At 60.8% G+C, this 25521-nt stretch carries 21 protein-coding genes and 1 tRNA gene; 12 read left to right on the forward strand and 10 right to left on the reverse strand.

All coding sequences use genetic code 11. The annotated features are described in order from the left end of the window. Window positions 1-52 precede the first annotated feature (52 nt). The gene (locus KUF55_RS02320) at window positions 53-1081 is read right to left on the reverse strand and encodes a LacI family DNA-binding transcriptional regulator (protein WP_132362465.1); all 1029 of its coding nucleotides are present in this window, start codon (window positions 1079-1081) and stop codon (window positions 53-55) included. Window positions 1082-1144: 63 nt separating this feature from the next. After that, window positions 1145-2887, reverse strand: a complete 1743-nt coding sequence (locus KUF55_RS02325) for an alpha-amylase family glycosyl hydrolase (protein WP_218817874.1) — start codon at window positions 2885-2887, stop codon at window positions 1145-1147. Between the two features lie 281 nt (window positions 2888-3168). On the opposite strand from KUF55_RS02325, the gene KUF55_RS02330 reads away from it, so the two are divergent. From KUF55_RS02330 to KUF55_RS02345, 4 genes are all read left to right on the forward strand, one after another. Further along, window positions 3169-4485 (forward strand): maltose ABC transporter substrate-binding protein, encoded by a 1317-nt coding sequence (locus KUF55_RS02330; RefSeq protein ID WP_218817875.1) that lies wholly within the window; start codon window positions 3169-3171, stop codon window positions 4483-4485. Between the two features lie 123 nt (window positions 4486-4608). After that, window positions 4609-6222, forward strand: a complete 1614-nt coding sequence (locus KUF55_RS02335; RefSeq protein WP_218817876.1) for an ABC transporter permease subunit — start codon at window positions 4609-4611, stop codon at window positions 6220-6222. Next, entirely contained in the window at window positions 6222-7130 is a 909-nt protein-coding gene (locus KUF55_RS02340) for a sugar ABC transporter permease (protein WP_132362456.1), read from the forward strand. Before KUF55_RS02335 ends, KUF55_RS02340 begins: the two co-directional genes overlap by 1 nt. Before the next feature lie 5 nt (window positions 7131-7135). Next, the gene (locus KUF55_RS02345) at window positions 7136-9040 is read left to right on the forward strand and encodes a glycoside hydrolase family 13 protein (protein ID WP_218817877.1); all 1905 of its coding nucleotides are present in this window, start codon (window positions 7136-7138) and stop codon (window positions 9038-9040) included. Here the strand turns inward: KUF55_RS02345 and KUF55_RS02350 are convergent. The 5 genes from KUF55_RS02350 to KUF55_RS02370 form a co-directional block, all read right to left on the reverse strand. Further along, window positions 9037-9306 carry a hypothetical protein gene (locus tag KUF55_RS02350; RefSeq protein ID WP_132362452.1) on the reverse strand — a complete coding sequence of 90 codons (270 nt, stop codon included), beginning with the start codon at window positions 9304-9306 and terminating at the stop codon, window positions 9037-9039. The two genes, KUF55_RS02345 and KUF55_RS02350, sit on opposite strands and share 4 nt — an antisense overlap. 187 nt (window positions 9307-9493) lie before the next feature. Next, on the reverse strand, window positions 9494-10819 hold the full coding sequence (locus tag KUF55_RS02355; RefSeq protein ID WP_218817878.1) for a DUF4032 domain-containing protein: 1326 nt from the start codon (window positions 10817-10819) through the stop codon (window positions 9494-9496). Between the two features lie 126 nt (window positions 10820-10945). Continuing rightward, the gene (locus tag KUF55_RS02360) at window positions 10946-12070 is read right to left on the reverse strand and encodes an ABC transporter ATP-binding protein (RefSeq protein WP_132362448.1); all 1125 of its coding nucleotides are present in this window, start codon (window positions 12068-12070) and stop codon (window positions 10946-10948) included. A gap of 56 nt (window positions 12071-12126) precedes the next feature. Continuing rightward, complete coding sequence (otsB, locus tag KUF55_RS02365; protein ID WP_132362446.1) at window positions 12127-12909, reverse strand: trehalose-phosphatase; 783 nt, start codon at window positions 12907-12909, stop codon at window positions 12127-12129. A 158-nt stretch (window positions 12910-13067) separates the two neighbouring features. Beyond that, complete coding sequence (locus KUF55_RS02370; RefSeq protein WP_132362444.1) at window positions 13068-14543, reverse strand: trehalose-6-phosphate synthase; 1476 nt, start codon at window positions 14541-14543, stop codon at window positions 13068-13070. A gap of 153 nt (window positions 14544-14696) precedes the next feature. Between KUF55_RS02370 and KUF55_RS02375 the strand changes: the two genes are divergently transcribed. From KUF55_RS02375 to KUF55_RS02385, 3 genes are all read left to right on the forward strand, one after another. Further along, window positions 14697-15560 (forward strand): thioredoxin domain-containing protein, encoded by an 864-nt coding sequence (locus tag KUF55_RS02375; RefSeq protein WP_132362442.1) that lies wholly within the window; start codon window positions 14697-14699, stop codon window positions 15558-15560. A 186-nt stretch (window positions 15561-15746) separates the two neighbouring features. Further along, window positions 15747-15823: transfer RNA gene (locus KUF55_RS02380), tRNA-Thr, on the forward strand. A gap of 200 nt (window positions 15824-16023) precedes the next feature. Further along, a complete protein-coding gene (locus KUF55_RS02385) occupies window positions 16024-17115 on the forward strand; it encodes an SDR family oxidoreductase (protein ID WP_218817879.1) in 1092 nt (363 codons plus the stop codon). 132 nt (window positions 17116-17247) lie between these two features. On the opposite strand, the gene KUF55_RS02390 is transcribed toward KUF55_RS02385, so the two are convergent. After that, a complete protein-coding gene (locus KUF55_RS02390; protein WP_218818866.1) occupies window positions 17248-17556 on the reverse strand; it encodes a hypothetical protein in 309 nt (102 codons plus the stop codon). A gap of 361 nt (window positions 17557-17917) precedes the next feature. Between KUF55_RS02390 and KUF55_RS02395 the strand changes: the two genes are divergently transcribed. Next, window positions 17918-18484, forward strand: coding sequence for an RDD family protein (locus KUF55_RS02395; RefSeq protein ID WP_218817880.1), 567 nt, complete (start codon window positions 17918-17920; stop codon window positions 18482-18484). Here the strand turns inward: KUF55_RS02395 and KUF55_RS02400 are convergent. Further along, window positions 18481-19524, reverse strand: coding sequence for a LacI family DNA-binding transcriptional regulator (locus tag KUF55_RS02400; protein ID WP_255557248.1), 1044 nt, complete (start codon window positions 19522-19524; stop codon window positions 18481-18483). The two genes, KUF55_RS02395 and KUF55_RS02400, sit on opposite strands and share 4 nt — an antisense overlap. Window positions 19525-19714: 190 nt before the next feature. Between KUF55_RS02400 and KUF55_RS02405 the strand changes: the two genes are divergently transcribed. From KUF55_RS02405 to KUF55_RS02415, 3 genes are read left to right on the forward strand one after another with little or no spacing between them, the layout of a single operon-like run. Next, a complete protein-coding gene (locus KUF55_RS02405; RefSeq protein ID WP_132362434.1) occupies window positions 19715-20695 on the forward strand; it encodes a nucleoside hydrolase in 981 nt (326 codons plus the stop codon). After that, window positions 20692-22113, forward strand: a complete 1422-nt coding sequence (locus tag KUF55_RS02410; protein ID WP_218817881.1) for an MFS transporter — start codon at window positions 20692-20694, stop codon at window positions 22111-22113. Before KUF55_RS02405 ends, KUF55_RS02410 begins: the two co-directional genes overlap by 4 nt. A 1-nt stretch (window position 22114) precedes the next feature. Further along, window positions 22115-23086: a ribokinase gene (locus KUF55_RS02415; RefSeq protein WP_218817882.1), complete on the forward strand. Its 972-nt coding sequence runs from the start codon at window positions 22115-22117 to the stop codon at window positions 23084-23086. A 505-nt stretch (window positions 23087-23591) separates the two neighbouring features. Here the strand turns inward: KUF55_RS02415 and KUF55_RS02420 are convergent. Then, window positions 23592-24206 (reverse strand): hypothetical protein, encoded by a 615-nt coding sequence (locus tag KUF55_RS02420; protein ID WP_218817883.1) that lies wholly within the window; start codon window positions 24204-24206, stop codon window positions 23592-23594. A gap of 993 nt (window positions 24207-25199) precedes the next feature. Here KUF55_RS02420 and KUF55_RS02425 point away from each other — a divergent pair. Beyond that, window positions 25200-25340, forward strand: a complete 141-nt coding sequence (locus tag KUF55_RS02425; protein ID WP_218817884.1) for a hypothetical protein — start codon at window positions 25200-25202, stop codon at window positions 25338-25340. Window positions 25341-25521 lie beyond the last annotated feature (181 nt).

The following is a 25521-nucleotide window of genomic DNA, read 5'->3' on the forward strand; positions in this document are numbered from 1 at the left end:
AGTTCCAGCCTATCTACTGGTGGGAGCGATACGGGGAAGAAATGATGGGTGGCTAGTGCGTGGCTGGCGGCGCGGTGGAGGTGCGCAGCACAAATTCGGTGGGGAAAAATTCGTCGGCCGGTGCCGGCGCGGCAGCCTCGCTGGTTGATTCATCGAGCAACTCCATCATGCGCGCCACCGCGGCCTCACCCTGCGCGCTGGGGTGCTGTGCCACGGTGGTCAGTCCGAAGAGTTCACCAAGTTCGTGCCCGTCGATGCCGATGACGGAGAAATCCCCGGGCAATGACAGTCCCAGATCGCGCGCGGCCATGAGCGCGCCGAAGGCCATCTCATCGGAGGCGCACAGCATGGCGGTGGGCCGGCCGCGGGGATTTGAGAGCATGCTGCGTACTTTTTGGTGGGCACCGGCCATGGTGAAATCCGCGTCCAGCAGCCATTGCGGGTTCACCGCTAGATCGGCTTGATCCATGGCGTACTCGAAGCCATCGAGCCGGGCGGTGGGCAAGTTGAAGTCGACGTTAAAGACGTCGGCGCCGCCGAGGAAGGCGATGTTCCGGTGCCCCAGAGAGATCAGGTGCTCGGTGGCCAGCGAGGCAATGTTAAAGTCATCAACCCGGATGGTGTCTACCTCCGGCAAGAGACCGCCCAGTGCCACCAGCGGCTTATTCACCGCGCGCAGCTGCGCCAGCTCCGCGTCGGTCAACTTCAGGGTCACGGTGATGACTCCGTCGAGGCGTTGGCGCATCAACAGGTCCTGGAAGACGGCATCGCGGTGCCGCTGCTCACCGCTGGTGTTGTACAGCGTGAGGTCATAACCGCGTTCGTTGAGTTCCTGCGTGGCGCCCTGCAGCACGTTGGCGTAGTACCAGCGCGAGACCGTGGGCATCACGATACCGATGTTGCGGCTGCGCCCCGAAGCCAGAGATGACGCGTTATAGGAAAGTACGTAGCCCAAGTCCTTAGCGGCCCGTTGCACCGCCTCGCGCGATGCGGCGGAGACCTTCCCGTTCCCGGAGAGGGCTCGGGAAACCGTGGCAACGGAGACCCCTGCGCGCAGGGCGACGTCCTTGATGCTGGCCATGTACTCCCAAGCTCCTTCGTTGTCGTTTTTGATGATGCGCGGCTGACCCCGAGGGGTCAGCCGTTAGGCATGGTGCAGAGAAATCCAAACCGCGGAATTTGGATTTAACAGCGCCGAAGTAGCCGCGTTCAGGGCATTGCTTGAACTGGCCAGCAACACCTCTCCGGCCGGCAAAACCACCGGCTCGGTCCCCAGATTCAGCACCACGAGGATCTCGGAATTTTCGAAGCCCAACAGGCTTGAGGTGTTGGTGTCCTCAAGCCAGTTTAGGTCGCCCAAGCCCAGCTGGTGTGCGGAGCGTAGTCGGAGGGCCTCCTTGTAGAAGTTCAGGGTGGAGTGTGGATCGGACGTTTGGGCTTCCCGCGTCAGCGACGCCCACTCTTGTGGTTGCGGGAGCCATGATGCTTCGGAATCGCTGAAGCCCAGCGATGCGCTCGATGAGTCCCACGGCAACGGGACCCTGCAGCCATCACGGCCCAGGCGCTCGCCGTTGGTGCGTGCGAAGGACGGGTCCTGCCGGTACTCGGGGTCGAGCATGGTGTTATCTCCGAGTCCCAGCTCTTCGCCCTGATACAGGTAGGCGCCTCCGGGAAGCCCCAACATGAATAAGGTGGCGGCGCGGGCGCGGGCCAGCCCGAGGCATAAATCTGGTTGAATATCGTCCGGGCCCAGGCCATCACCGTCGCGTGGGGAGGGGACGACTGCTCCGAGTCGGGTGGCGTGCCGTGGGACGTCATGGTTCGACAGCACCCAGGTGGTGGGTGCACCGACGGCATCAAAGGCCTTCAATGAGCGAGTAATGATGGTCTTGAGAGCCTTCCCGTCCCATCCGGTGTGCAGGAAGGGGAAATTGAAGGACTGGTGCATCTCATCCGGGCGCACCCAGTCGGCCATGGCCTCGATGGGGTGCACATTGGCCTCCGCGCACAGCACGCGCTCGCCGTCGTACTCCTCGCAAACCGCACGCCAGCGGCGGTAGACATCGTGGACGGCGCTCTGGCCAAACATCGGCGCATCGGCGAAGGGATAGCCCGGGGAATCCGCGCCATCTGCCCGTCCGTTCCAATCCGGAAGGCCGGGGGCCTTGAGCAGGGCGTGGGCGACATCCACGCGGAAACCTCCGGCGCCGCGATCCAGCCAGAAGCGCAGTACGGATTCGAATTCGTCGCCTACCGCAGGGTTGTCCCAGTTGAAATCGGGCTGGGAGGAATCAAAGAGGTGCAGGTAGTACTGGCCCTTGGTGCCGTCGGGTTCGGTAATGCGAGTCCAGGCGGATCCGCCAAAGTGTGAAAGCCAGTTATTGGGCGGCAACTGGCCATCTTCTCCCCGTCCGTCGCGGAAGACGAAGAACTCGCGGGCGGCAGAGCCCCTGGGGGAGACCAGCGCTTGGCGGAAGAGGACATGTTCGTCGGAGCAGTGGTTGGGTACAAGATCCACCAGGATTTTGACCTCGAGCCGATTGGCCTCGGTGATGAGGTCATCAAAGTCCTGGAGGTTTCCGAAGATCGGGTCAACCGCGCGGTAGTCGGAGACGTCGTAGCCAGCGTCCTTTTGCGGGGAAGCAAAAAACGGGGAAAGCCAGACGGCGTCAACACCGAGGTCGGCAACGTGGTGAAGTTCGGCGGTAATGCCGGGCAGATCCCCGATGCCATTGGATGTGGTGTCACGGAAGGAACGTGGGTAGATCTGGTAGATGACCGAGCGGCGCCACCATTCCGCACTCGTAGAGGACTCGTGGGTCGGGTCCTGGAACCGGGCGTGGATTTCGTGCGGGGTGGCGGTGGGGAGTTCTTCGGTCTGTGACATGCGCTCCATCATAACGATGAAATCACAAAAAGTGGAAGCGTTTCCATTTCAACCACTTCGAACCGTCGATCACTCCTGCCGGTGCGAAAATTATTTGACGCCCCGAAAACTCTAGTGTTTATCAGTGATTATGCGGGAAACTTGTCACCAAAGAGAGGTGCGCCCGAGAATTTGGGCTATTGTGATCTGGACGACATGAGTGAAAGCGTTTACACTCAATCTCACGACTCCAGCGCCGAAGGTTCGATCCCGGGCGCATAACACTCGAAAGAGGAATCATCATGACGGGAAATAACACACCCGGTGCACGCCTCACGCGCCGAACCTTCACCTTGGGCGCAGTGGGTGCCCTCTCGGCACTGGCGCTGACCGCGTGCGGTGGTTCGGGCACCCCGGCCGCCAGCACGGCCGCCGCAACCACCAGTGCTGCAGCATCGGTCCCGGCGACCGGCGCCAGCCTCACCATGTGGGTAGACGCGGAACGCGCACCGGCATTGAAGTCCATCGCCGCCAAGTTCAAGACGGAAAAGGGCATCGACGTCAAGCTGGTTGTTAAAGACTTCGCCGCCGTCCGCGATGACTTCATCACTCAGGCGCCCACCGGTAAGGGCCCGGACATCATGGTCGGTCCCCACGACTGGTTAGGAAAACTGGTCCAGAACGGTGTCGTCGCTCCCGTCCAGCTGGGTGACAAGAGTACACAATTCGCCGAAAGCTCCATCAAGGCCATGACCTATGACGGCCAGACCTACGGGGTGCCATACTCCATCGAGAACGTCGCATTGGTCCGCAACACCGCATTGGTTCCCGAAGCAAAAACCACCTTGGATGACGTCCTGGCCGAGGGCAAGAAGGCTGTCACCGCGGGGGATGCCAAGTTCCCCTTCCTGGTGGGCCTTGATCCCAAGCAGGCAGATCCCTACCACCTCTACCCCCTGCAGACATCACTGGGTTCACAGGTCTTCGCGCAGAACGAGGACGGCAGCTACGACTCCTCGAAGCTTTTGTTGGACAGCGAAGGTGGCAAGAAGTTCGCTCAGCTTTTGGCAGACCTTGGTGATAAGGGTTCTAAGGTCCTGAACTCCAACATCACCGGCGACATTGCCAAGGAAAAGTTCCTGGCAGGGGAGTCACCGTACTTCCTCACCGGCCCGTGGAATGTCCCGGACATCGAGGCCAAGGGTATCAAGTTTGCTATTGACCCGCTGCCGGCCGCGGGAGATCAGCCGGCTCAGCCGTTCATTGGTGTTAACGGCTTCTTCATCTCCGCCAAGTCCACCAACGCGCTGGCCGCCAACGAATTTGTGGTCAACTACCTCACTCAGGAGCAGGCGCAGGACGAACTGTTCAAGGTTGGCGGACGCCCACCGGCACTCACCGCATCCTTCGAAACCGCAGCCAGCGACCCGGTAGTCAAGGCCTTTGGCGAGATCGGCGCCAACGGCGTACCCATGCCGGCAGTCCCGGCCATGGACGCGGTCTGGGCAGACTGGGGCGGAACCGAACTGAACCTCATCAAGGGCAAGGAAGCCGATCCGGCCGCCGCATGGTCCAAGATGGCTGCCAACATTGAAAAGAAGATCGCCAGCAGCAAGTAGCTAGTTCGCAGTAAACAGGTCCGCAATGGTGGGGGCGGGCCGAATCGGCCCGCCCCACCGCTGCCCACACCAAAAACCTCCGCCGCGCGGCGGCAGAGCGCATCAAGAAAGTTGTTGGACCACATGGTAGAAATCGAAGAAAAGTCGGGTGTAAAGACCGGGCGCCGGGATGAAACGCCAGCACGTAAGAAGGACCGGAGCCCCGATTCGCTCAGCGGCATTCTGGCCAAGATCGTGCTGTTGGGCCTGACCGACGCAGTGGCCGCCTTCGTGCTCTTCCAACTGATGCTCTCCGGCGAATGGCTGATCTTTGTCATCTCGTTGATCACCACATTCGTCATCAACTGGATCTACCTGCGTCGGGGCGGCCTACCGGCCAAGTACCTGGCACCAGGAGTCATCTTCCTGCTGATCTTCCAGGTCTTCGTGATGATCTTCTCCACGTACATCGCGTTCACCAACTACGGGGACGGGCACAACTCCACCAAGGCCGACGCGATCGCCTCGATCCAGCTCTCGGCCTCCGAGCGAGTTCCCGATTCCCCGCAATTCCCCACCTCCGTGCTGGAAAAGGGAGGCAAATACTTCCTGCTGGTCACCACCCCCGATGGCGAGGCCAAACTCGGCGGTGCAGATACCCCGCTAGCCATCGTGAGCCCATCCGTGAGCGGCCCCACGGGAGCCGCCGCGGGCGTTGAGGGCTACAACACGCTGGACTTCACCACGTTGCTGGCCCACCAGCAAGAAATCACCGCCCTCACCGTGCCACTGAGCGAGAACCCGGAAGACGGTGCGCTGAAAACCGCCGATGGGTCCACCTCCTATGTGTACACACCCAAGCTGAAGTACGACGAGGCAGCCGATACCTTCACCGACACCACCACCGGTGTCATCTACACGGATAACGGCCGCGGCTCCTTTGCCGCGCAAGACGGCAGCGCACTGAATACCGGCTGGAAGGTGAACGTGGGACTGGATAACTTCCAGCGTGCCTTCACCGACGAAAACCTGCAAGGACCCCTGCTGAAGGTCATCCTCTGGACCTTCGCCTTCGCCATCCTCTCGGTGGCCACCACGTTCGCCCTGGGCCTGTTTCTGGCCATTACCTTCAACAAAAAGGATCTGAAGGGGCAAAAGATCTACCGGATCCTGATGATCCTTCCCTATGCCTTCCCCGCATTCCTCTCCGGATTGGTGTGGTCGGGCCTGTTGAACCCCGAATTTGGGTTTATCAACAACGCCCTGCTGGGCGGCGCACAAATTCCCTGGCTCACCGACCCGGTGCTATCGAAAATATCTGTGCTCGTGGTGAACCTGTGGCTGGGCTACCCCTACATGTTCTTGGTCTGCACCGGCGCGTTGCAGTCATTGCCCGAGGAAGTGGACGAGGCGGCCCGCATGGACGGGGCAGGAGTCTGGAAGATCTTCACCGCCATCAAACTGCCGCTGTTGCTGGTTTCCCTGGCACCACTGTTGATTTCCTCCTTCGCCTTCAACTTCAACAACTTCAACGTCATCTACATGCTCACCGGCGGTGGCCCACGCTTTGACGGGACCACCTTCGACATCGGCTCCACCGACATCCTGATCACGATGGTCTACAAGATCGCTTTTGGTACCGGAACCGGCCGCGACTACGGATTGGCCAGCGCGCTGGCCATCATCATCTTCATCATTGTTGCCGCCGTTTCGGCGCTGAGCTTCAAGAAGACCAAGGCACTGGAGGATCTGAACTAATGAGCACTCAGAAAATTGCGTTATCCGGATCCATGGCCCAGGCCAACAAACAAGGTTTCGGTCGCTGGTTCGCCACCAAGGGATGGCGACACCTGATCGCCATCGCCGCCACCATCTTTTCCATCTTCCCGCTGCTCTATGTGCTCTCCGCGGCGCTGAACCCCACCGGGACCATGGCCGGGGCCAGCACCATGTTCACCGAGTTCGGGCTGGGCAACTTCCAGGAGCTCTTTGCCAACCAGGAGCGGCCCTTCGGTCGCTGGTTTGTTAACACCCTAGTCATCGGGACCATCACCTCGGTGGCCACGGTCTTCCTTGGCGCGCTAGCCGCCTATGCGTTTTCCCGGATGCGTTTCTCCGGGCGCCGCGTGGGCCTCCTGACGCTCTTGCTGCTGCAGATGTTCCCGCAGCTGCTCACCGTGGTGGCCATCTTCCTGCTGCTGAACTTCATCGGAGATATCATTCCCTCCCTCGGGCTCGGCTCCCAGCTGGGTCTGATCATGGTGTATCTGGGCGGAGCGCTGGGAGTGAACACCTATTTGATGTACGGCTTCTTCAACACCGTTCCGATGTCGCTGGATGAATCGGCGCGCATCGATGGGGCCAGCCACGTGCAGGTGTTCTTCCGCATCATCATGCCGCTGGTCACCCCGATCCTCGCGGTGGTGGGACTGCTGGTCTTCATCGGTATCTCCTCCGAGTTTGTGATCGCCTCGGTGGTACTTACCGACCCCGAATCCCAGACCCTGGCCGTGGGCCTCTACTCCTATGTTGCTCAACAGCGCAGCGAAAACTGGGGAGTCTTTGCCGCCGGTGCCGTGCTGGCAGCGGTGCCGGTGATGGCCCTGTTCCTCTTCCTGCAGCGCTACATCACCTCCGGCCTGACCGCCGGTGGAGTCAAGGGATAACACCGATGGACACCGCAATGCACAGCATCGATTCCTTGGTTGGACTCCAGCCGCACCACGACGGATCTCCCGTTTATGTTGCAGGGGGCTCGGCGCCGGTGCTGGGTGAGGAACTTCGCCTGCGGTTGCGGGTGCCGGTCGGAATTCTTGAACCCGAGGCCATCTGGCTGCGGAGCCTGGAAGATGGTGAACCGCAATTCACCGAGGCCAACCGCATGGCGGGAGACGGCTCCCAGCTGTTTTTTGAAGCCCCGCTGCGGATGGTGAACCCGGTGCAGCGCTACCGCTGGTTGGTGAGCTATCGCGCCGCGGAGGGAGCAGTCCATTACCGGTGGTTGAATGCCGCCGGCTGGCACACCCGCGATGTCCCCGACATCCAAGACTTCAGAATTCACGGCGATTTCGCGACTCCGCACTGGGTTAAGGAATCGATCATGTACCAGGTATTTCCCGACAGATTCGCGAACTCCGGCAGCGAAAAACCCACGGCCGAGTGGATGATTTCCTGCGCCTGGGATACCCCGGTGCAGGGTCGTGGGGAGCAGACCAGCAGGCAGTTCTACGGCGGGGATCTTGCCGGCATCGAGTCCAGGCTGGAGCATCTGCTGGATCTCGGGGCGACCGTCCTGTACCTGACCCCCGTTTTCCCGGCCGCCTCCAACCACCGCTATGACGCGTCGTCCTTTGACGAGGTAGATCCGCTGCTCGGCGGGGATGCCGCCCTGATCTCACTCATCGCCGCGGCGCATGCCCGCGGATTGCGGGTGGTGGGTGATCTAACCAGCAATCACACCGGTGCCGGGCACCAGTGGTTCACCGCCGCCTATAACCGTCCAAGCGCGCCCACGGGGGAGTACTACTACTTTAATGCGGACAATAGTCAGTACGAGGCGTGGCTGGGTGTGCCTTCGCTGCCCAAACTGAACTGGAACTCCGCTGCCCTTCGCGAGCGCTTTATTCTGGACGAGGACGCGGTGGCAGTGCGCTGGCTCAAGGAACCGTTTAATCTAGATGGCTGGCGGATCGACGTGGGCAATATGACCGGGCGGCACGGTGCCGACGAACTGAACCACGAGGTCGCCAGAATGCTGCGGCGGCGCATTGAGCAGGTGCGCCCCGGGGCCATGCTCTTGGCCGAATCAACCTCCGATGCTTCGAACGATGTTCCGGGGGACGGCTGGCAGGGGGTGGTCAGCTACAGCAACTTCACCCGACCGCTCTGGCAGTGGTTGGCCAAGGACCCGGACCCCGAGGCCTTCGGCTGGTTCTTTGGTTTGCCGCAGGCCGGACCGGTGCGCCTCGACGCGGGCGACTTTATCGCTACCCACCGGGAAATGTCGGCCGGCTACAGCTGGGAGGTGCGGCTGGCCAACGCCAACGCACTGGATACGCATGACACGGCCCGGGCGGCCAGCCATATGATCGCCGGGGGTCAGGAGATCGCGGCCTGCGCGCAATTTAGCTTCCCCGGCATCCCGTTGGTCTTTGCCGGCGACGAATTTGGACTGCACGGTTATAACGGTGAGGATTCGCGCACGCCCATGCCCTGGGATCACCCCGAAAAGTGGGGAAGTGACCTTCGTCCGCTGTATGCCCAATTGGCCGAGCTGCGCAAGGCGCACCGTGCGCTGGTGGATGGCTCGCTGCGTTTCATCCACGCGGAAAAGGATCTGTTGGTCTATATTCGTGAGCATGAGAGCGGTTCGGTGCTGTGCCTGCTATCTCGCGCCGATGCCCCCGAAATAATCCTCGATTTCGGCGTGGGGCTCAAGCCGGATCCCGAGGCAGTGCTTTTGAGTGTGGGTGATGCGCCGGAGCTGGGGATTGATCCGGCTGGCGCGCTCACCGTAAAAACCTCGGGTCCCGGGGCCATCTTCCTCCGGACGCCGGCGGCGCTGGGGTGGGGCTAAATCTGCCGAGCCGACGACCTGGTTCGCAGCAGGCTACGTTCGGTGGTGGAGGTCCCCGCCGAGAAGACAATGATGGCGACAAAGATGGGTAGGAAGCCACCGAACCCGTCGGACTCAGGGAGTCTGAAATGAAGCAAGGCAAAAATACCTGCGGCCAAAACCAGCCAGAGCGCTCCGGCTACAACGCGGATCCGCAATGAAACACCGCTCCACATGGGCACTGTCCCCTCGGGATGTTCTCCAGAAAGTCCAAACCACTTCAACATCGTCCGATGCCTCCTTCGCATTGTTTTGTCTTCAGCCTAGGCGACCCCGGACGGCAAAATGCGGAAAATGACGATGGAATGGATATATAGGGTCAAAGTCTAGCCAAAGGTATATATCAAGACGCAGAAAACGGTGATCTACAAGGCCCGCAAGGTCCCATTGGCCGGCTCTGAGTAAGACTATTCCTTAGTTTGAAGGCTCATCGTCACCGAGAACCAACCGGGCCTCGTCGCGACGGTGACGCAGCACCGCCTCCACATAGGAAGCCACGGCCTCTTCCATCGGGACGTTGGATCCACGTGCCTCGGAGATGTACCAGCGGTGTTCGAGCACCTCATGGACGATCTGCGCAGGTTCCAGCTTGCCGTGGAACTCGCGGGGGATGGCCCCGGTGATTCGGTCAAAGACATCGATGACCCAGCGTGCCGCGGCCATCTCCTCATCTGCCTCGGGGTGCTTCTTGGCACGGAAGGCATCAAGGTCGTTGAGGAGCCTGCGCGCCTGGCCCTCTTCAACGTCCAGTCCTGTCAGCCGCAGGAGCCGGCGAGTATGGTGCCCGGCGTCAACCACCTTGGGCTGGATGAGCAGTTGGCCGCCATCGGGGGAGGTCTTGAGGCTGATTTCTTCCACGTCGAAACCCAGCTCGTTGAGTCGACGGATGCGCTCGTCCACGCGCCAGCGTTCGGAGAGATCGAAGGACTCCTTGTCGTTCAGCTCGGCCCAAAGCCCCCGGTAGGAATGCAGGATGTCCTCGCTGGTGGCCACCGGATCAACGGTGTCCTCAATGAGGCCAGCTTCCATCAGATCCATCAGCTCACCGGCGATGTTCACCCGTGCGATTTCCAGATCGTATTCGCGCTGACCGGAGGATAACTCCGGGTAGAGCTCACCGGTCTCCGCATCCACCAGATAGGCGGCGAAAGCTTCGGCATCGCGCCGGAACAGCGTATTGGACAGCGATACGTCTCCCCAATAGAAACCAATCAGGTGCAGGCGCACCAAGAGCAGTGCCTGTGCATCAATGAGTCGAGTCAGGGTATCGCGGCGCAGTTTCTGGGAGAACAGGGCGCGGTAGGGCAGCGAGTATTTTAGGTGCCGAGTGACAAGCACAGGATCCAAGTCGTTGCCCTCGTTGTCCTTGCGCCCGGTGATCACCGCGACGGGCTCCACGCAGGGGGCTGCCAGTCGGCGCAGCTTACGCAGCATGTGATACTCGTGTCGGGCCACGTGCTCGCCCGTCTCTTTGATGGCGATCACTGCCTCGCCCATCATGGCGAAACGCACCACGTGCCGGGAGATGCCACGGGGTAAGGGAGCGAGCTTGTCACTTGGCCATTGCTCCAAGGGGATCTGCCAGGGCAGCTCGAGTAATCCGGGGTCGGCCGTGGCAGCAGTGATGGACAACGACCCCGCGATGCTCGGGGCGGTGGCAGGTGAATTTTCCCGCGGCAACTTCCCGGATTGGGAATGGTTGGTGGGTTCGTCGTGCCAGTTGGCGGTGTGTCGGATCATGGGCGTGGCTGCCGTCTCTTGGAGCGGAAAAACGGGGGGATGTACAAAGGCGGCCGCATCCAGCAGGGGCTGGGTACGGCCGCCTTCGGCAGTATACGTGCGGTTACACGATGGCTGGAAAAGGTCTTAGACCTCGCTGGCCGCCGATGCGTGGGCTCCGCTGCGCGCCGGCTCGGCCAAGCGCTCGCCGGATGCGGTATCGAAGAGGTGCACGTGTCCAACCTTCGGAGCTACGTGAATGGTGTCGCCCTTGAACGGGGGCTTGCGACCATCAACGCGGACAACCATCTGGTATTCGGTGCCGCCCACGGTGGTGTGGCCGTAAACGTAGGCATCCGCGCCGAGTTCTTCAACCACGTCGACCTCCACGGCCAGGCCCTCGCTGGCGTTGACCAGATCGAGGTCCTCGGGACGAACGCCCAACGTGACGGTGTTGCCCGTTGCTGCTTCGAGGGTAGCCGAGGCGACGGGATAGGTAGTGCCGCCGAAAGCGACTCCACTATCTGCCACCGGCAGTTCGAGCAGGTTCATGGCGGGGGAGCCGATGAAGCCTGCAACAAAGACATTCTGCGGGGTGTCATAGAGTTCGCGCGGGGTGCCGACCTGCTGCAGCAGCCCGTCCTTGAGCACGGCCACACGGTCACCCATGGTCAATGCCTCGACCTGGTCGTGGGTCACGTAGACCGTGGTGACGCCCAAACGGCGGGTCAGTGAGGCGATCTGCGTACGAGTCTGCACACGCAGCTTGGCATCGAGGTTCGACAGCGGCTCATCCATGAGGAAGACCTGCGGGCTACGGACGATGGCGCGGCCCATGGCCACACGCTGACGCTGGCCGCCGGAGAGTGCCTTCGGCTTGCGGTCCAGGTAATCTTCGAGGTCCAGAAGCTTTGCTGCTTCCTGGACGCGACGGGCACGTTCTTCCTTGTCGATACCGGCGATCTTCAGGGCGAAGCCCATGTTGTCTGCCACGGACATGTGCGGGTACAGCGCATAGTTCTGGAAAACCATCGCGATGTCGCGGTCCTTGGGCGGGACGTTGGTGACGTCGCGGTCACCGATGAGGATACGACCGGAGTTGACGTCCTCGAGGCCGGCGAGCATGCGCAGCGTCGTGGACTTTCCGCAGCCCGAAGGGCCAACAAGAACCAGGAATTCGCCATCGGCGATTTCGAGGGAAATCTTATCTACCGAGGGCTTGGTGGCTCCGGGGTAAATGCGGGTGGCTTGGTCAAAAGTTACTGATGCCATGGGGTAGCAAACCTTTCACGGGCAGGTACGTGCCCGACGATCCGTAGTGAATGGAATCACAAGCTTCTCATATCTAGGATCATTTCCAAAAGGGCTGGCAATTCTCCTGGCCCATTAAGACGGAATTGTGCCTTCGATTTACCAGAGCCAATCTTTACCCCAATATCTCCGGGGCGCAAAGCGGCAAAGGCATCTTCGTCGGTGACATCGTCACCGGCGAAGATGACGGTGGAAGCATCTGCCACCTCGCGCAGCCAATTCAGTCCGTCACCCTTGGTTCCGGCCAGCACGCTGGCCTCCAGAACGGCCTTGCCGTCCAGTGCCTGAAGGTTATTGATGCCCTCGAGCCGCTCGTGGGCCGCGCGCAAGGCGGCGCTAGCAACCGCCGGTGTCGACTGTCGGACGTGCAGAACTATCGACGCTGGCTTGTATTCAAGCGTGGTTTTCGGATGTGCGGCACTGATATCCGTCAAGATGCTTGTAGCTTGCGCGAGGGCGCTTTCCTGCGCGGCGCTGAGGTCGATGTTCTCATCTTCGGCGCCGAACTCCTCCGGAGCCCAGCGCTCGGTGCCGTGACTGCCGACCAACAAGGTGGCCTCCGGCGGATTACCCACCGCGCGCAGGGACGCCAGATCACGTCCGGAGATCAACGCGGTGATGGTGTTCTCTAGTTTGGACAATTCCGCCAGTGCCTCGGCCGCCGCTGGCAACGGGCGCGCATCTTCGGGACGGTCAACCAGCGGAGCTAAAGTTCCGTCAAAATCCAAGGCGACCAGCAAGATCTGAGTATTTGCCAATGATTCGATGGCATCGGCGAGATCGGGAGAGATGGGACCCATGATTAGTCAGCCGGTCCTTTCGTACAGGGAAATGGGGGAAGAGCTCATAAAGTCGAGCCGTTGTGAGGGCCGGGCGGTCCAGCGCCCCGAGAAGAAAAAATGCGCGGGTGCCGAGGTACGTTCATGTACCTCGGCACCCGCGCCAGATTAACACCAGCCTAGACCAGTGTGTCCACCGGTAGCGGCGCACCCAGTGAGATGAGGAACTCCTTGGACCAATTGCTGACGTTGTGTTCGCGTAGGTGACGTCGCATGCGTCGCATACGGCGGGCCGATTCCTGGGGGTCCATGCGCAGTGCGCGCAGGATGCCCGACTTCATGCCGTCGATGTCGTGCGGGTTCACCAAGACGGACTGGGTGAGCTGGTCGGCGGCGCCGGTGAACTCGGAAAGTACCAGCATGCCGGTGTTATCGGTATGGGCGGCGACAAATTCCTTGGCCACCAGGTTCATCCCGTCGCGCAGCGACGTCACCAGCATGAGGTCGGCGGCGAGGTAGAGCGCAATCATTTCCCGCAGGGGATAGGAATGGTGGAGATAGCGAATGGCCGTGTGTTCCATGGTGTCGTGTTCACCATTGAGGTTGCCGACCATCAGCTCGACCTGATCCTTGAGCTGCTGGTAGCGTTCGACATTTTCGCGGCTGGGACTGGCTACCTGAACCATGCAGGCCTCGCCGACCTGGATCTCCCCGTCGGCCAGTAGCTCGCCGTAGGCCTTGAGCCGGTGGCGAATGCCCTTGGTGTAATCGAGGCGATCCACGCCAAGCAGGACGGTCTTGGGGTTGCCGAGTTCCTGACGGATTTGCTTGGCTCGAGCAATAATCTCCGGGTCGTGGGCCAGCTCGGCGACCTGCTGGGTATCGATGGAGATGGGATGCGCCTCGGCGCGGCAGATATTGCTGGTGGTCTCGCCGGCCTCGGTGGCTGCCGGTGGGATGGCCATCGAGCCCTTGACCGTTCGGTCGGTGAAGCGCCGCATGCAGCGCAGGAAGTTGCTGGCGTCGGTGGTGCGCTGGAAGCCCACCACATCGGCGCCGGCCAGACCCTCGAGGATCTGTTTGCGCCACGGTAGCTGGGAGAAGATGCCGGGGGAGGGGAACGGAATGTGGTTGAAGAACCCAATGCGCAAGTCTGGGCGGGTTTCACGCAGGAATTTGGGCACCAACTGCAATTGGTAGTCCTGCACCCACACCGTCGCACCGTGTGCGGCGACCTTTGCGGTGGCATCGGCGAAACGCTTATTAACCTTCTTGTAGCTGTCCCACCAGGTGCGGTGGAATTCTGGAGGCACGATCACATCGTGGTACAGCGGCCAAAGCGTCGAGTTGGAAAAGCCCTCGTAGTACAGCTCAAGGTCTTCTTCGTCCAGGGGAACCGGGATGAGATGGATTCCTTCATTCTCGAAGGGCTCGAGCTCCTCACCAGCGCCGCCGTGCCAGCCGATCCAGGCTCCGTCGGACTCCTGCATGACCGGTGCGATGGCTGTCACCAGGCCGCCGGGGGCTCGGCGCCACGAGAGCTCGCCATTCTCACCCTGTACTCGATCGACGGGAAGCCTATTGGCCACCACGATGAAGTCGTAACTCGGTGCTTCGCTACCGGTTTCGCTATTGTTTTGCTGTTCGGCGTTCATGTTGACCTTCCATTCCTGCGCTCAAGATTTATCTCGAGCTTAGGCCAAGAGGGTGATGTAGGCGACATGAAGGCGCTAAGCTACGCGTATTCCGTGCCCTAAACTGGAGTGGTCGGGGGAGTTTCACACCAATCTAAAAGGACGTTTTGACCTATGGCAACCAATAGCCAGCGGCCGAGCAAGGCCGAACGGACAGCGAGTGCGCGCGAGCAGGCGCAGAGCATGCGTATTGCTCAAGAAGCAGCTGACAAACGAAAGTCATTGTTTATCAAGCTGGGTGTCCTGGTGGCAGTGCTTGCCGTTGTTGGATTGATCGTGGCACTGGTGCTGCAGAACAATTCGGGCAAGGTCGCCGATTCTGGCGCGGTGCCCAAGGGCGGAAACGAAGCCGGCGGTATCACGCTCACCTCCGATAAGACACTTGCTGATACCTCCGGGCTCAGTGTTGACATCAATAACGTGGGAACCAGGGACGCGAGCCAGACTGCTCCCACGCCCCGGGATGCCAAGGTTGCTCCCAAGGGCGAACCGGTTAACCTGTTGATCTATGTGGACGTGAACTGTGTTCACTGCGCCGAATTTGAGGGCGCGTATGCCGACCAGATCAGCACCTGGCTGGCTGCCGGCGACGTGCAGGTCGAATACCGCAATATTGCCATTCTTGATGGTGCTTCCCCGACGAACTACTCCTCACGCGGCGCCAACGCCCTTGCATGCGTAGCCGATGCCGCTCCGGCCTCCTACTTGCCGTTCGCCAAGGCAGTTTTCGCTCACTACCCGGAGGGCGAAATGAAGAACAGCGAGTTGGCGGCGATGGCTAAGGACAACGGCGCCGATGTTGCTGATTGCATTGACAAGGGAACGTTCCGCTCCTTTGCTCAGTTCACCCACGCCGCATCCGGTGTTGATGTTATTGGTGGAACCCCCAGCGTCTTTATCCAGGGCAAGTACTACGATGCAAACACCGAGCCCGACTTCGTCGGCGTTGTGAACGCTGCGATCGCTGCCAATAAGTAGCATTGAGGACAATCGTCGCTGATCGATCGGTCGCGGCACCCCGATCCATCTTGGGTATGGGGGCACCGCGACCGAGCGGCCAAGCATCCTCCACGTGTCTTCGGCGTCCCGGTTTCATCCTGTGAGGGATTGTCGGCTACGCTAGTTCCTGCACTTGTGTCGTGAATGATCGATGCAATGCAGTTTGCCTCCTTAGCTCAGTTGGCCAGAGCATCGCTCTTGTAAAGCGAGGGTCGCCGGTTCGAATCCGGCAGGAGGCTCCACGAGCAAGGCCCTGATTCCCGATAAATAAGGGAATCGGGGCCTTTGCTGCGTCTGGATGCGGTCGCTCATATCTCGTGGTGAACCAAACCCCAGCATCACGGCGGGTACACCTCACTGGCCTGGTGACGTGGCGGCTTCAACGTCAAACACCGTATGTCTAACCGGGAATATCTCACCGCTAACGCGGCTTGCCACAGGTATGACAAGCGAGAACGAAACAGTCCAAGAAGCCCAACGAACAGCGCTCGTCGTCGGTGCCACGGGCATCGCGGGGTCCGCCTTGGTAGATACCCTCACGAACGTAGGTTGGAAGGTACTTGCTCTTTCCCGCAGGCCCGGTCCCGAACGCGACGGGGTGCGTTGGCTATCGGCGGATCTGACCTCCACCACGTCTGTGGCCACTGCTCTGGCTCCGGAGCGACCGACGCACGTTTTCTTCACCGCATGGTCGAGGCAGAACTCGGAGGAAGAGAACATTGCCGTTAACGCTGGCATGGTGCGCTCGCTCTTGGCCGGACTGCGGGGCAAACCCGTGGAGCATGTGGCACTGATGACGGGACTCAAGCACTATCTCGGTCCGTTCGAAGCCTACGCTGCCGGGGAGATGGCCGATACGCCGTTCCACGAGGAAGAACCGCGTCTGCCCGTTCGAAACTTTTACTACGCACAGGAAGACGAGCTCTTCGCGAGTGCCGCAGAACAGGGCTTCTCGTGGTCGGTGCACCGGGCACATACCGTCATTGGTCACGCCGTGGGCAATGCCATGAACATGGGCCTCACGCTTGCTGCGCAGGCGGCGCTTTGCAAGGAAACCGGCGAATCCTTCGTTTTCCCCGGTTCGGAGATGCAGTGGAACGGGCTGACCGATATGACGGACTCGGGTCTCCTCGCCGAGCAGATGATCTGGGCGTCGACGACCCCCGCTGCTGCCAACGAGGCCTTCAACATCGTCAATGGGGATGTGTTCCGCTGGCGTTGGATGTGGCCAAAGCTCGCAGCTCACTTTGACGTGGAGTGGGAGGGCTTTCAGCAGGCGCCGCGGCCACTTGAACTGGCTATGGCGGACCGGGAAGATCAGTGGCGAGGCCTTGCCTCGCGCCACGGTCTCGCAGAGCCACGCTTGGATAAGTTGGCCTCGTGGTGGCATACGGACGCTGACCTAGGTCGAAACATCGAAGTGGTGGCCGATATGGGCAAAAGTAGGGTCGCAGGGTTTACCGGATACCGGCGGACCTACGATGCTTTCATCTCGCTATTCGAGCGCTACCGCGCCGAGAAACTTATTCCCTAGAGATCGCTCAGCGCTCCCGGAGGCTAAGAAACCACCGTCGCCATCCCCTCTAGATGAGCCCGATAGTCTGCTCTCGGGAGCTATCTGGAGGGGCGGCGCTCGCCGGTGGACCGTTGGGTAGCTGGTTCGGAACTATGCGGTCTGTTGCTTGTTGAATTTGCGTCGTTGCGCAGCCGTACTTAGTTTTCCGTGCCATATCAAGAACCGCGGTACAACCACGTAGACGGCCGTCGGGACAACCACCGCGGTGAGCACGAAAGCGCGCAGAATTGGATGCCAGTGCTCGGCGAAGAGGCCCAAAAGGGTCATGCCGATGGCTACCAGGGGGAAAATCGCGCACCACGTGAGGATGGCTCGAACGTGCACCGAGGCGACACCCGGTTTCCGATGCTGGTGTGCGTCGGTTTCATCGGCAGCTAGTGCTTTGCCTTCGTGTTCCATTGTGTTCTCCAAAAATCGTGTAAGTGCTGCCGAGCTTTGTTAAGCAGCAAAACTTGAGTTTTGTTCCCTTCAATCGATATCCGACGCTTTTATCGGAATGGGGGAGCCGCATCCAATGGTCTTTGTCTGCTTAGGTTGGTCATGCACGCCCGCTCGGGAAGTTCCGAATTGGCATGACTGCAGGTAGGGCCACTGAAGAAGCTTGCTGGAGGCTGCGTCGTTAACGCGTGAATCTGTCAGGGGCGTCAGTGGAACACCGCTGAACATCGGTGAGGGCCCCAAAATTCTTGAGGATCGTGCAGGAGGCAAGTGGCTCCTGGAATATGTATGCACGGCGAGGTGCCGCACGTAGGCTGGGCGCATGCGCGAACGGAAGCGACGCCTTGCCGCGCTCGGGCTGGACTACCTCGTCATCCTGTCGTGGATGATGGTGCTCGGCGTGATCTCAACCGTCATTTTTCTGATCCGTGGGGAACTTCCCGATACCTTGGGAACCATTGGCCCGCTCGGGAGCCAGCTGGTGTATTTTCTTCTGCTCACGTTGGTGGTCGGCATTTACCTCTACAAGACCGAGTCCGGTGCGCACCATGCAACGTGGGGCAAGCGGAGGATGGGACTTCAGGTGAGGTCCGTGAACGGCGAGCCGCCGGGCCGGATGGATATCTTGCTCAGGACCGTCGTGAAGTTGCTGCCCTGGGAAAGTGCGCACTTTTTCATCTGGCAGATGATGTATGTGTACTACCAACGTGGGTATGACGCCACGCCCCCTGCCCGGATCTTCGTGGGGTTGAACGCAGTCAGTCTCACCGCGTTGGTATATCTGCTTTTGGTCCTCATCACGGGCCGCGGGCCTCATGATCTGGCTGCCCGAACCATGGTTGTTGACCGTGAGGTAGTAGAACCCAGCAGAAACGAAAGCCGAGGCTAGGGCTCGAGTGTAGAGCCACGCACCATCAGTGAGCTCTCCAGCGTGATGGGCTGTTGCTCGAGCTCTTCGCCGGCGATGAGGCTCAGCAGCTGCTCGGCGGCTCGGCGGCCCAGCAATTCGCCGGGTAGGTGCACACTGGTCAGACCGGGGGAACTGGTCATCGAATAGGGCAGGTCGTCAAAGCCCGTCACAGCCAGTTCCCCGGGAATCAAGATTCCTGCGGCTCGTGCTTCCTGGAGTATTCCGTAGGCGTGGGTGTCGGTGGCGCAGGCCACGGCGGTGACTCCGGCTTTTTTCCACGCCGGCCATGCCGCGGCAAAGGCGTTTGCCGCCAGACCAACGTTGATGGTGGTGGCGATTTGTGCCTCCGGCGGCACGCTCACGCCCAGTTCCTCGGCGGCAGTCAAAAATGCCTCGCGGCGAACGTCAAAGGTGGTGGTTCCGGTGTTGCCGTCCATATAGGCAACGGTGGTGTGGCCGGTGGCTGAGAGATGCGCGGCAATGGCCCGTGCGCCCTGTGCGACATCGAGGTTCACGGCCGGAACATCGGAGCCGAAGCCCGGGGCATCAAGCAACACCATCGGACCGGGAGCCGACAGCTCTTGAAGGAAGGTCGGGTCTGGCGCATCCACCAATAGTCCGGCAGGACGTAGTCCCAGGAGGCGACGGGTGTTTTCTGCGCTGGGCAGCTGGCCGGCGTCGGTGACCGAAAGCAGTAATTGGTATTCGGAGCCCAATGCTGCGCGGACCCCGGCGATGACCATGGCAAAAAATGGGTTGGAGATATCCGGAGCCACCATGATCACGGTATTGCTCACGCCTCGGGCGAGGGAGGAACCGATGCTGTCCACCACGTAGCCGAGTTCACGAATGGCCTCGCGGACCAAAATTTCATTGCTGGCCGACACCCGTCCGCTAGCCTTGCCGTTGGCCACCAGTGAGACCGTTGCGGTGGAAACTCCTGCGCGTTCGGCCACCATAGCGGCGGTCACCCGACGCCGGATCGGTGTGCTGGCGCGCGGCTTTTCGGACGGATGCATGGCTTCAATCTTAGTCCAGCCCGCCGATCCCCGACCCGTACCGCGTCAAACGCTTGACTAGGGTGTTCGTGGAACCATGAGTTAAGCGTTTGACGGACGATCAAAATGGTGCCAGAATTCGGATGAAATAGCTTGTCCTGTTTGTGGCTTCGCGCCATGGACATTTATCCCCGAAGATGTGGAGAAAACCATGGGCGCACCCATCGCCTCGACCGAGCCGCGAAAGATCATTCTTGACTGCGATCCCGGACACGATGACGCGGTAGCCATTCTGTTGGCGCACGGCAGCCCGGCGATCGAATTGCTGGCCGTGACCACGGTAGTTGGCAACCAAACGCTGGAAAAGGTCACCAAGAACGCGCTCTCCGTGGGCACCATCGCCGGCATCACCGGTGTTCCCTTTGCTGCCGGTTGCGCCCGCCCGCTGGTGCGCACCATCGAAAACGCTCCCGACATTCACGGCGAATCCGGCATGGACGGACCCGCGCAACCCGAATCCACCATCACGCTGGATCCTCGCCACGCCGTTGACCTGATCATTGACACCGTCATGGCCCACGAGCCGGGCACCATCACCCTGGTCCCCACCGGCGGGTTGACCAACATCGCCATGGCCGCCCGCAAGGAACCGCGCATCGTTGAACGCGTGAAGGAAGTTGTCCTGATGGGCGGCGGATATCACGTAGGCAACTGGAGCGCCGTGGCCGAATTCAACATCATCATTGACCCCGAGGCTGCTCACATCGTGTTCAACGAGAAGTGGCCGGTAGTCATGGTTGGACTGGATCTGACCCACCAGGCACTTGCCACCGACGAGGTCGTCGCAAAAATCGAGGCCATCGGCACCGGCCCGGCCAAGTTCGTGCGTGAACTAATGGACTTCTTCCAGGCAACCTACAAGGACGCCCAGGGCTTCGACTTCCCCCCGGTCCACGACCCCTGCGCCGTGGCCTATGTGATTGACCCGAGCATTGTCTCAACCCGTAAGGTCCCGGTGAACATCGAACTCACCGGAACCCTCACCCTGGGCATGACGGTCGCGGACTTCCGCGCCCCGGCCCCCGCAGACTGCCACACGTCGGTGGCCGTGGACCTTGATCACCAGCGCTTCTGGGACCTGGTCACCGACGCGCTGGTACGCATTGGCGACGTTGAGGTCGCGGCCCTGTGAGTACCACTACGCAACCAAGCGCAGGAACCCGCGGCGGAGTCGTCGCGCTGACGGTTGCGCTGCTCACCGCCTGCATTGCCTTCCAACTTAACGCCTCGATGCTCAGCCCCGCGCTGGTCACCATGGGCGAGGAACTGAAGACCGATCAGGGTTCCATTGGCCTGTCGCAGACCTGGTTCTTCACCACCGCAGCACTGTTCTCCCTCTTCCTGCCCCGTCTCTCCGACGTGGTGGGCCGCAAGAAAATCCTGATCTTCATGATGCTGCTGACGGCCGTTGGCTCAGTGGTGGCAGCACTGGCCCCCAACATTGGGTGGCTCTTCGCCGGGCGTATCATTCAGGGTGTTTCCGGCCCCACGGTCCCCCTTGCCCTGCTGATGCTCCGCAGCACCGTCACGAACAATCGCCGCTATGGCTCGCTGATGGGCCTGATCCTTGCCGTTAACGGTGGAGTTGCCGGCATCGACTCCTTCCTGGGTGGCTACCTGGCCGAAAACCACGGCTTCCGCTCGATCTTCTGGGTCATGGTGGTACTAGCAGTGATCGCGGCGGCATGTGTCGCTGCGTTCACCCGTGAGTCCAAGCCTCAGGCCGGCACCACCATGGACTGGAAGGGCGTCTTCTTCATCGTGGTGGCCGTCGGCGCACTGCTGACCGCCCTCAATGAGGCAGCCAAGCTGGTCGGCGGCATGGATGTGCGAACGCTCATCATTTCCGTGGTGCTCCTTGGCATCGGCGCAGCCGCCTTTTATGGCTTCTGGGCCACCGAGAAACGCGTGGCCGAACCCATGGTTCAGGTGGAGCATCTGCGTCAGCGCGCCACCTGGGCACCACTGTTGACCACGGTACTGACCATGACCGGCATCTTTGCCGTCATCAATGGCATTGTCCCGGCCTACGTTCAGGCCGCAGCCCCCGGCTTCGGCGTTGGACCCACCGAGACGGCACTGCTGATCCTCACGCCGTATGCGCTACTGGGTTGGGTCTTCGGCCCGATCAGTGGACGTTTGGCCCCGGTCTGGGGATATAACAAGGTACTGCGCATCGGCATGATCGGCTCGATTGTGTCCCTGCTGATCATTGTGTTCTTCGGTCTCGACTCGCTGCCCATGATGGTCGCCGGCACCGCGCTGCTGGGCATCATGTATGCGGGTACCGCCAACATCATGCTGAACGGTTTGGGCGTGGTGCTCTCGCCCAAGGGCAACCCCGGCTTCCTGCCGGGCATGAACGCCGGTGCCTTCAACCTCGGTGCCGGACTGAGCTTCCTGGTCCTGCCGGCGGTGCTGGTGGGAACTGCTTCCATGGGGGAGCGCGGCTCCTATACGACCGTGGTGGTGGTGGGTCTGATCATCACCGTGGCCGCCTTCGCCGCCTCGCTGTTGATCCCCAAGCCCGTTGATGCAGAGGTGAAATAACATGCCGAACCAAACCCCCTCCCAAGGGTCCTCGCGCATTGTGGTGCTCGGTTCGCTGAATGCCGATCTGACCATCTATACCCAGCGTCTACCGGAGCCGGGAGAGACCTTGCACGGCGAGGGCTTCACGGTGAACCCAGGAGGCAAGAGCGCCAACCAGGCCGTGGCCGCCGGCAAGCTCGGTGCCAACGTTTCACTGATCGGGGCCGTGGGGCAGGACGCCAACGGCACCATGCTGCTCGAGTCGTGTTCCGCGGCAAACGTGGACGTTTCCCACGTGCGTCGGGCGGAGAACGTTGAAACGGGCGTCGCGGTGGTCACCGTGGACGCCCAGGGAGAGAACAGCATCGTCATCTCCGCTGGCGCCAACGGGACTCTGGCACCAGGGGACGTTGACGCGGCCCATGCGGTCTTTGATGGCGCTGCGGTGCTCTGCCTGTGTTTGGAAGTTGCACAAGCAACCGTTGAAGCGGCGGCCAGAGCCGGCCGTGACGCCGGGGCCCGAGTGCTGCTGAATCTTTCGCCCTATGCTCCGATCGCCGCCTCGCTGGCTGCTGCCTGCGACGTGCTCTTGGTCAACGCGCATGAGGCCTCACAATTCCTTGACGGGGCTCCCATTCCGGCACCCGAAGCGCCGATCGCCGATTGGGAGCCGGTGCTGGGTCACCTGGTGGCTCGCGGTCTGCCAAGTGCAGTGGTGACCCTCGGTGCTCAAGGCTCGGTGGTGCTCGATTCGAACGCCAGCGCTGGTGAGCGCATTGTCCGCATCACCCCCACGCGTGTGGACGCCGTAGACACCACCGGAGCCGGCGACGCCTTCACCGGGGGCTTGGCAGCGCGCTTGGCCGCGGGGGATTCGTTGGCGGAAGCTGCTTCCTTCGCCTCCGTGGGTGCCGCATTGGCCGCCACCAAGAAGGGTACGCAGGCCGCGTACCCTGATGCGGAAGCTGTGGCGCGTAAGCGCAACGGCTAGTCGTCCTTCTGGCACGCTCCCGTTTCACGGGAAACGGTCAGAACCAACACCAGATCCCTTTCGGTCCGTTCCCGGGAGGGATCTGGTGTTTAATCCGAAAGTGGGCGAGGGCCTAGGAATCCGGTTGAGTCCAGAACCAGTGGTGGGCTGGCGCCGCCTTCTGGGTAGCTCAACGTGAGGCTAACTGGACGCTGCATCACCGAGATTGGCAGCATCAATTCGTGTGGTCGTAGTAGGGTCCGCGGTGCACGGCCGGATCCGTCGGAGGAATCTATCCGCAGCTTGAGGCATCGGCTCCAATCATCCCCTTGTTGCTCACCACAGCGGGAGCGGAAGAGCCGCCGAAAGTCGCCAGTGCGATGGTCTTGCCCATGCTCGGGTAACCCGCTCGGCGACGCTCGTGGACCCAGTACAGCTAGTCAGCAGCAAGACCGAAGTAGCCACGACGTTTAGGTGTCTCACGCCCTTGCCTGCCTTCAGTGCCGAACTCCCTTTCTTGATTTGGTCATCGCAACGGAACTGCCGCGTCCACCACAATGATCGTGTGGTCCTCGTGCACAGCGGTGAAGCTATATTCACTCCACCGTGTTGCTTGGGACTGCTCATGGGCAACGTCGTTCCAATCCCAACCGTGTACCGAAGGAGAACCCCGGCCGCATTGCGGTGAGTAAGACTCCATGACGGTCGTACAGAACACCGGTCCGCTTCCGTTATCCAGCACCATGCCGGAGAACAACCGCTCCGCGGCGGGTGAAAGCGCAGTGACAAGGGCAAGGGCAGCGAGAACAAGTGCCATCGGTGCCATGACATAGCGTTCCGGTTTGGACCTGGATATCGCGTTCAGCACCACACCGAGGGCAAAGATCGTGAAGACTACCCAGATTCCCACCCGGGAGAAGGAATCCGAAAGTACAACCAGAAACCCTGCCCTGTTCAAGACAACTATGGCCATGAACCCGTACAACAAGATTGAGAACGCTGAAGCGATTCGATGACCTTGGGGCAGTACACCGGGGTGTTGCCCGCCCCAAGCGAACCTGCCCCACGGGGCACCGAGAGCCAGGGCAAGTTGGAAGAGCAGCAACAGGGAAAGCACGGCAACGAAGATGATGGCGGCCATGAACCGAATCCTACTACCCGATTGCTGAGGCAAGCCGGTGGATTCGCACATTGCCGAGACACAAAAACAGGTGTTGGCGCCGATACATGTTGCCTTCGCTGGGGCGTACCGTGACTTCCATGAGCTCACTTAGCCAGGGTTCCAGTCATGCCGGGCACGCCACGGAACCCACGCGTCGCACGTAATTTTTTGCCCTCAAGGATGCCCATGGCACCGTACCTCCGCAACCACCACCACCATGTGCTGAAGTAGCTCGCACTGGCCATCACGCCTGAAGGCCACGGGATGGTCACTAAGGCGCTTGCCGGGAGAAGACCGCTGATGATTCTGCATCACGGACGAGACCAAGCAGGGAATTTGATCCGGGTACCTCCCGAGGTGCTGGCATCGCTCACTCGCGTCTGGGCTCGACGTCGATGAATGGGAAGGTGACGACCCGCGTTTTTAGCTTGACCCGCTACGGTGCTGCCGCTGGAGTGTTGAGACGGCCCACGGCGAATGGGAATGGAGAGTGCGCTCGGGTGTGTACAGAGCAGCTGGTTTTCCAAGAATATCTAACATTTGCTTATTTAGTACAAACGTGCGACAATTGTAGACCCACCCAAGGAATTCTAGAAGTATGGGACTGTCGATTCGCTTCGACGTGACCTCGATTTCTTGGATGGAACGGATAGCCCAGCCGGGAAGTTAATGCCAGGGCCCGATGCAGCGCTGACGGCCTTGACGCCACTTCCCTCGGAGTTGCCGCTCGATCGGGAATGACGTGCCAGAATTCCTTGCAGGCACCGGGTCATTCATCTCGAGGGTTTCCTCGAGGGCTGTCCACAACCACGACGATCCCTTCCGTGAAGGGATCGCGGCAGATGCAGCTTCAGCACCAAACGGAATGCGCTCAGTGTCGGTCGCCTATGAACGGCGAATCTGGCGCTTCCGGCGGTGAAGGTCAGGGGAAACCTGTCCACTCACCGCACTGTCAGGAAAGGACGGATCAAAATGACATCAAGTCCAGAAACGTTGGTTATTGCGGCCTTCACGATGATCGCGCTACTCAGCGCCTTATCGGCTTCCATGGTCATGCGTTACCGCAAGACCCATCGCGATCAGAATGAACCAAGCGCCGAACAGGCCGCATAAAAATGTAGTTGGCTGGGGAATTGAACGGCCCTAGCCGATGTGCAGTAGAAATTGGAGTGTGACCACATGGTCACACTCCAATTTTGATTCCAGCTCGAAGGCCCTGAACGAACGCTCTGTACGGACAGTTGGTAGCCGAGAATCGATGTCATTAAAACGGTCCGCTGCCGGGTAAAACCAC

Source organism: Paeniglutamicibacter sp. Y32M11 (assembly GCF_019285735.1).
In the GTDB taxonomy this organism is placed as follows: domain Bacteria; phylum Actinomycetota; class Actinomycetes; order Actinomycetales; family Micrococcaceae; genus Paeniglutamicibacter.

Excerpts from the sequence above, each read along its gene's own strand:
- KUF55_RS02320 (WP_132362465.1), bottom strand. The coding sequence starts at position 1,081 with ATGGCCAGCATCAAGGACGTCGCCCTGCGCGCAGGGGTCTCCGTTGCC.
- KUF55_RS02325 (WP_218817874.1), bottom strand. The coding sequence starts at position 2,887 with ATGTCACAGACCGAAGAACTCCCCACCGCCACCCCGCACGAAATCCAC.
- KUF55_RS02330 (WP_218817875.1), top strand. The coding sequence starts at position 3,169 with ATGACGGGAAATAACACACCCGGTGCACGCCTCACGCGCCGAACCTTC.
- KUF55_RS02335 (WP_218817876.1), top strand. The coding sequence starts at position 4,609 with ATGGTAGAAATCGAAGAAAAGTCGGGTGTAAAGACCGGGCGCCGGGAT.
- KUF55_RS02340 (WP_132362456.1), top strand. The coding sequence starts at position 6,222 with ATGAGCACTCAGAAAATTGCGTTATCCGGATCCATGGCCCAGGCCAAC.
- KUF55_RS02345 (WP_218817877.1), top strand. The coding sequence starts at position 7,136 with ATGGACACCGCAATGCACAGCATCGATTCCTTGGTTGGACTCCAGCCG.
- KUF55_RS02350 (WP_132362452.1), bottom strand. The coding sequence starts at position 9,306 with ATGTTGAAGTGGTTTGGACTTTCTGGAGAACATCCCGAGGGGACAGTG.
- KUF55_RS02355 (WP_218817878.1), bottom strand. The coding sequence starts at position 10,819 with ATGATCCGACACACCGCCAACTGGCACGACGAACCCACCAACCATTCC.
- KUF55_RS02360 (WP_132362448.1), bottom strand. The coding sequence starts at position 12,070 with ATGGCATCAGTAACTTTTGACCAAGCCACCCGCATTTACCCCGGAGCC.
- otsB (WP_132362446.1), bottom strand. The coding sequence starts at position 12,909 with ATGGGTCCCATCTCTCCCGATCTCGCCGATGCCATCGAATCATTGGCA.
- KUF55_RS02370 (WP_132362444.1), bottom strand. The coding sequence starts at position 14,543 with ATGAACGCCGAACAGCAAAACAATAGCGAAACCGGTAGCGAAGCACCG.
- KUF55_RS02375 (WP_132362442.1), top strand. The coding sequence starts at position 14,697 with ATGGCAACCAATAGCCAGCGGCCGAGCAAGGCCGAACGGACAGCGAGT.
- KUF55_RS02385 (WP_218817879.1), top strand. The coding sequence starts at position 16,024 with ATGACAAGCGAGAACGAAACAGTCCAAGAAGCCCAACGAACAGCGCTC.
- KUF55_RS02390 (WP_218818866.1), bottom strand. The coding sequence starts at position 17,556 with ATGGAACACGAAGGCAAAGCACTAGCTGCCGATGAAACCGACGCACAC.
- KUF55_RS02395 (WP_218817880.1), top strand. The coding sequence starts at position 17,918 with ATGCGCGAACGGAAGCGACGCCTTGCCGCGCTCGGGCTGGACTACCTC.
- KUF55_RS02400 (WP_255557248.1), bottom strand. The coding sequence starts at position 19,524 with ATGCATCCGTCCGAAAAGCCGCGCGCCAGCACACCGATCCGGCGTCGG.
- KUF55_RS02405 (WP_132362434.1), top strand. The coding sequence starts at position 19,715 with ATGGGCGCACCCATCGCCTCGACCGAGCCGCGAAAGATCATTCTTGAC.
- KUF55_RS02415 (WP_218817882.1), top strand. The coding sequence starts at position 22,115 with ATGCCGAACCAAACCCCCTCCCAAGGGTCCTCGCGCATTGTGGTGCTC.
- KUF55_RS02420 (WP_218817883.1), bottom strand. The coding sequence starts at position 24,206 with ATGGCCGCCATCATCTTCGTTGCCGTGCTTTCCCTGTTGCTGCTCTTC.
- KUF55_RS02425 (WP_218817884.1), top strand. The coding sequence starts at position 25,200 with ATGACATCAAGTCCAGAAACGTTGGTTATTGCGGCCTTCACGATGATC.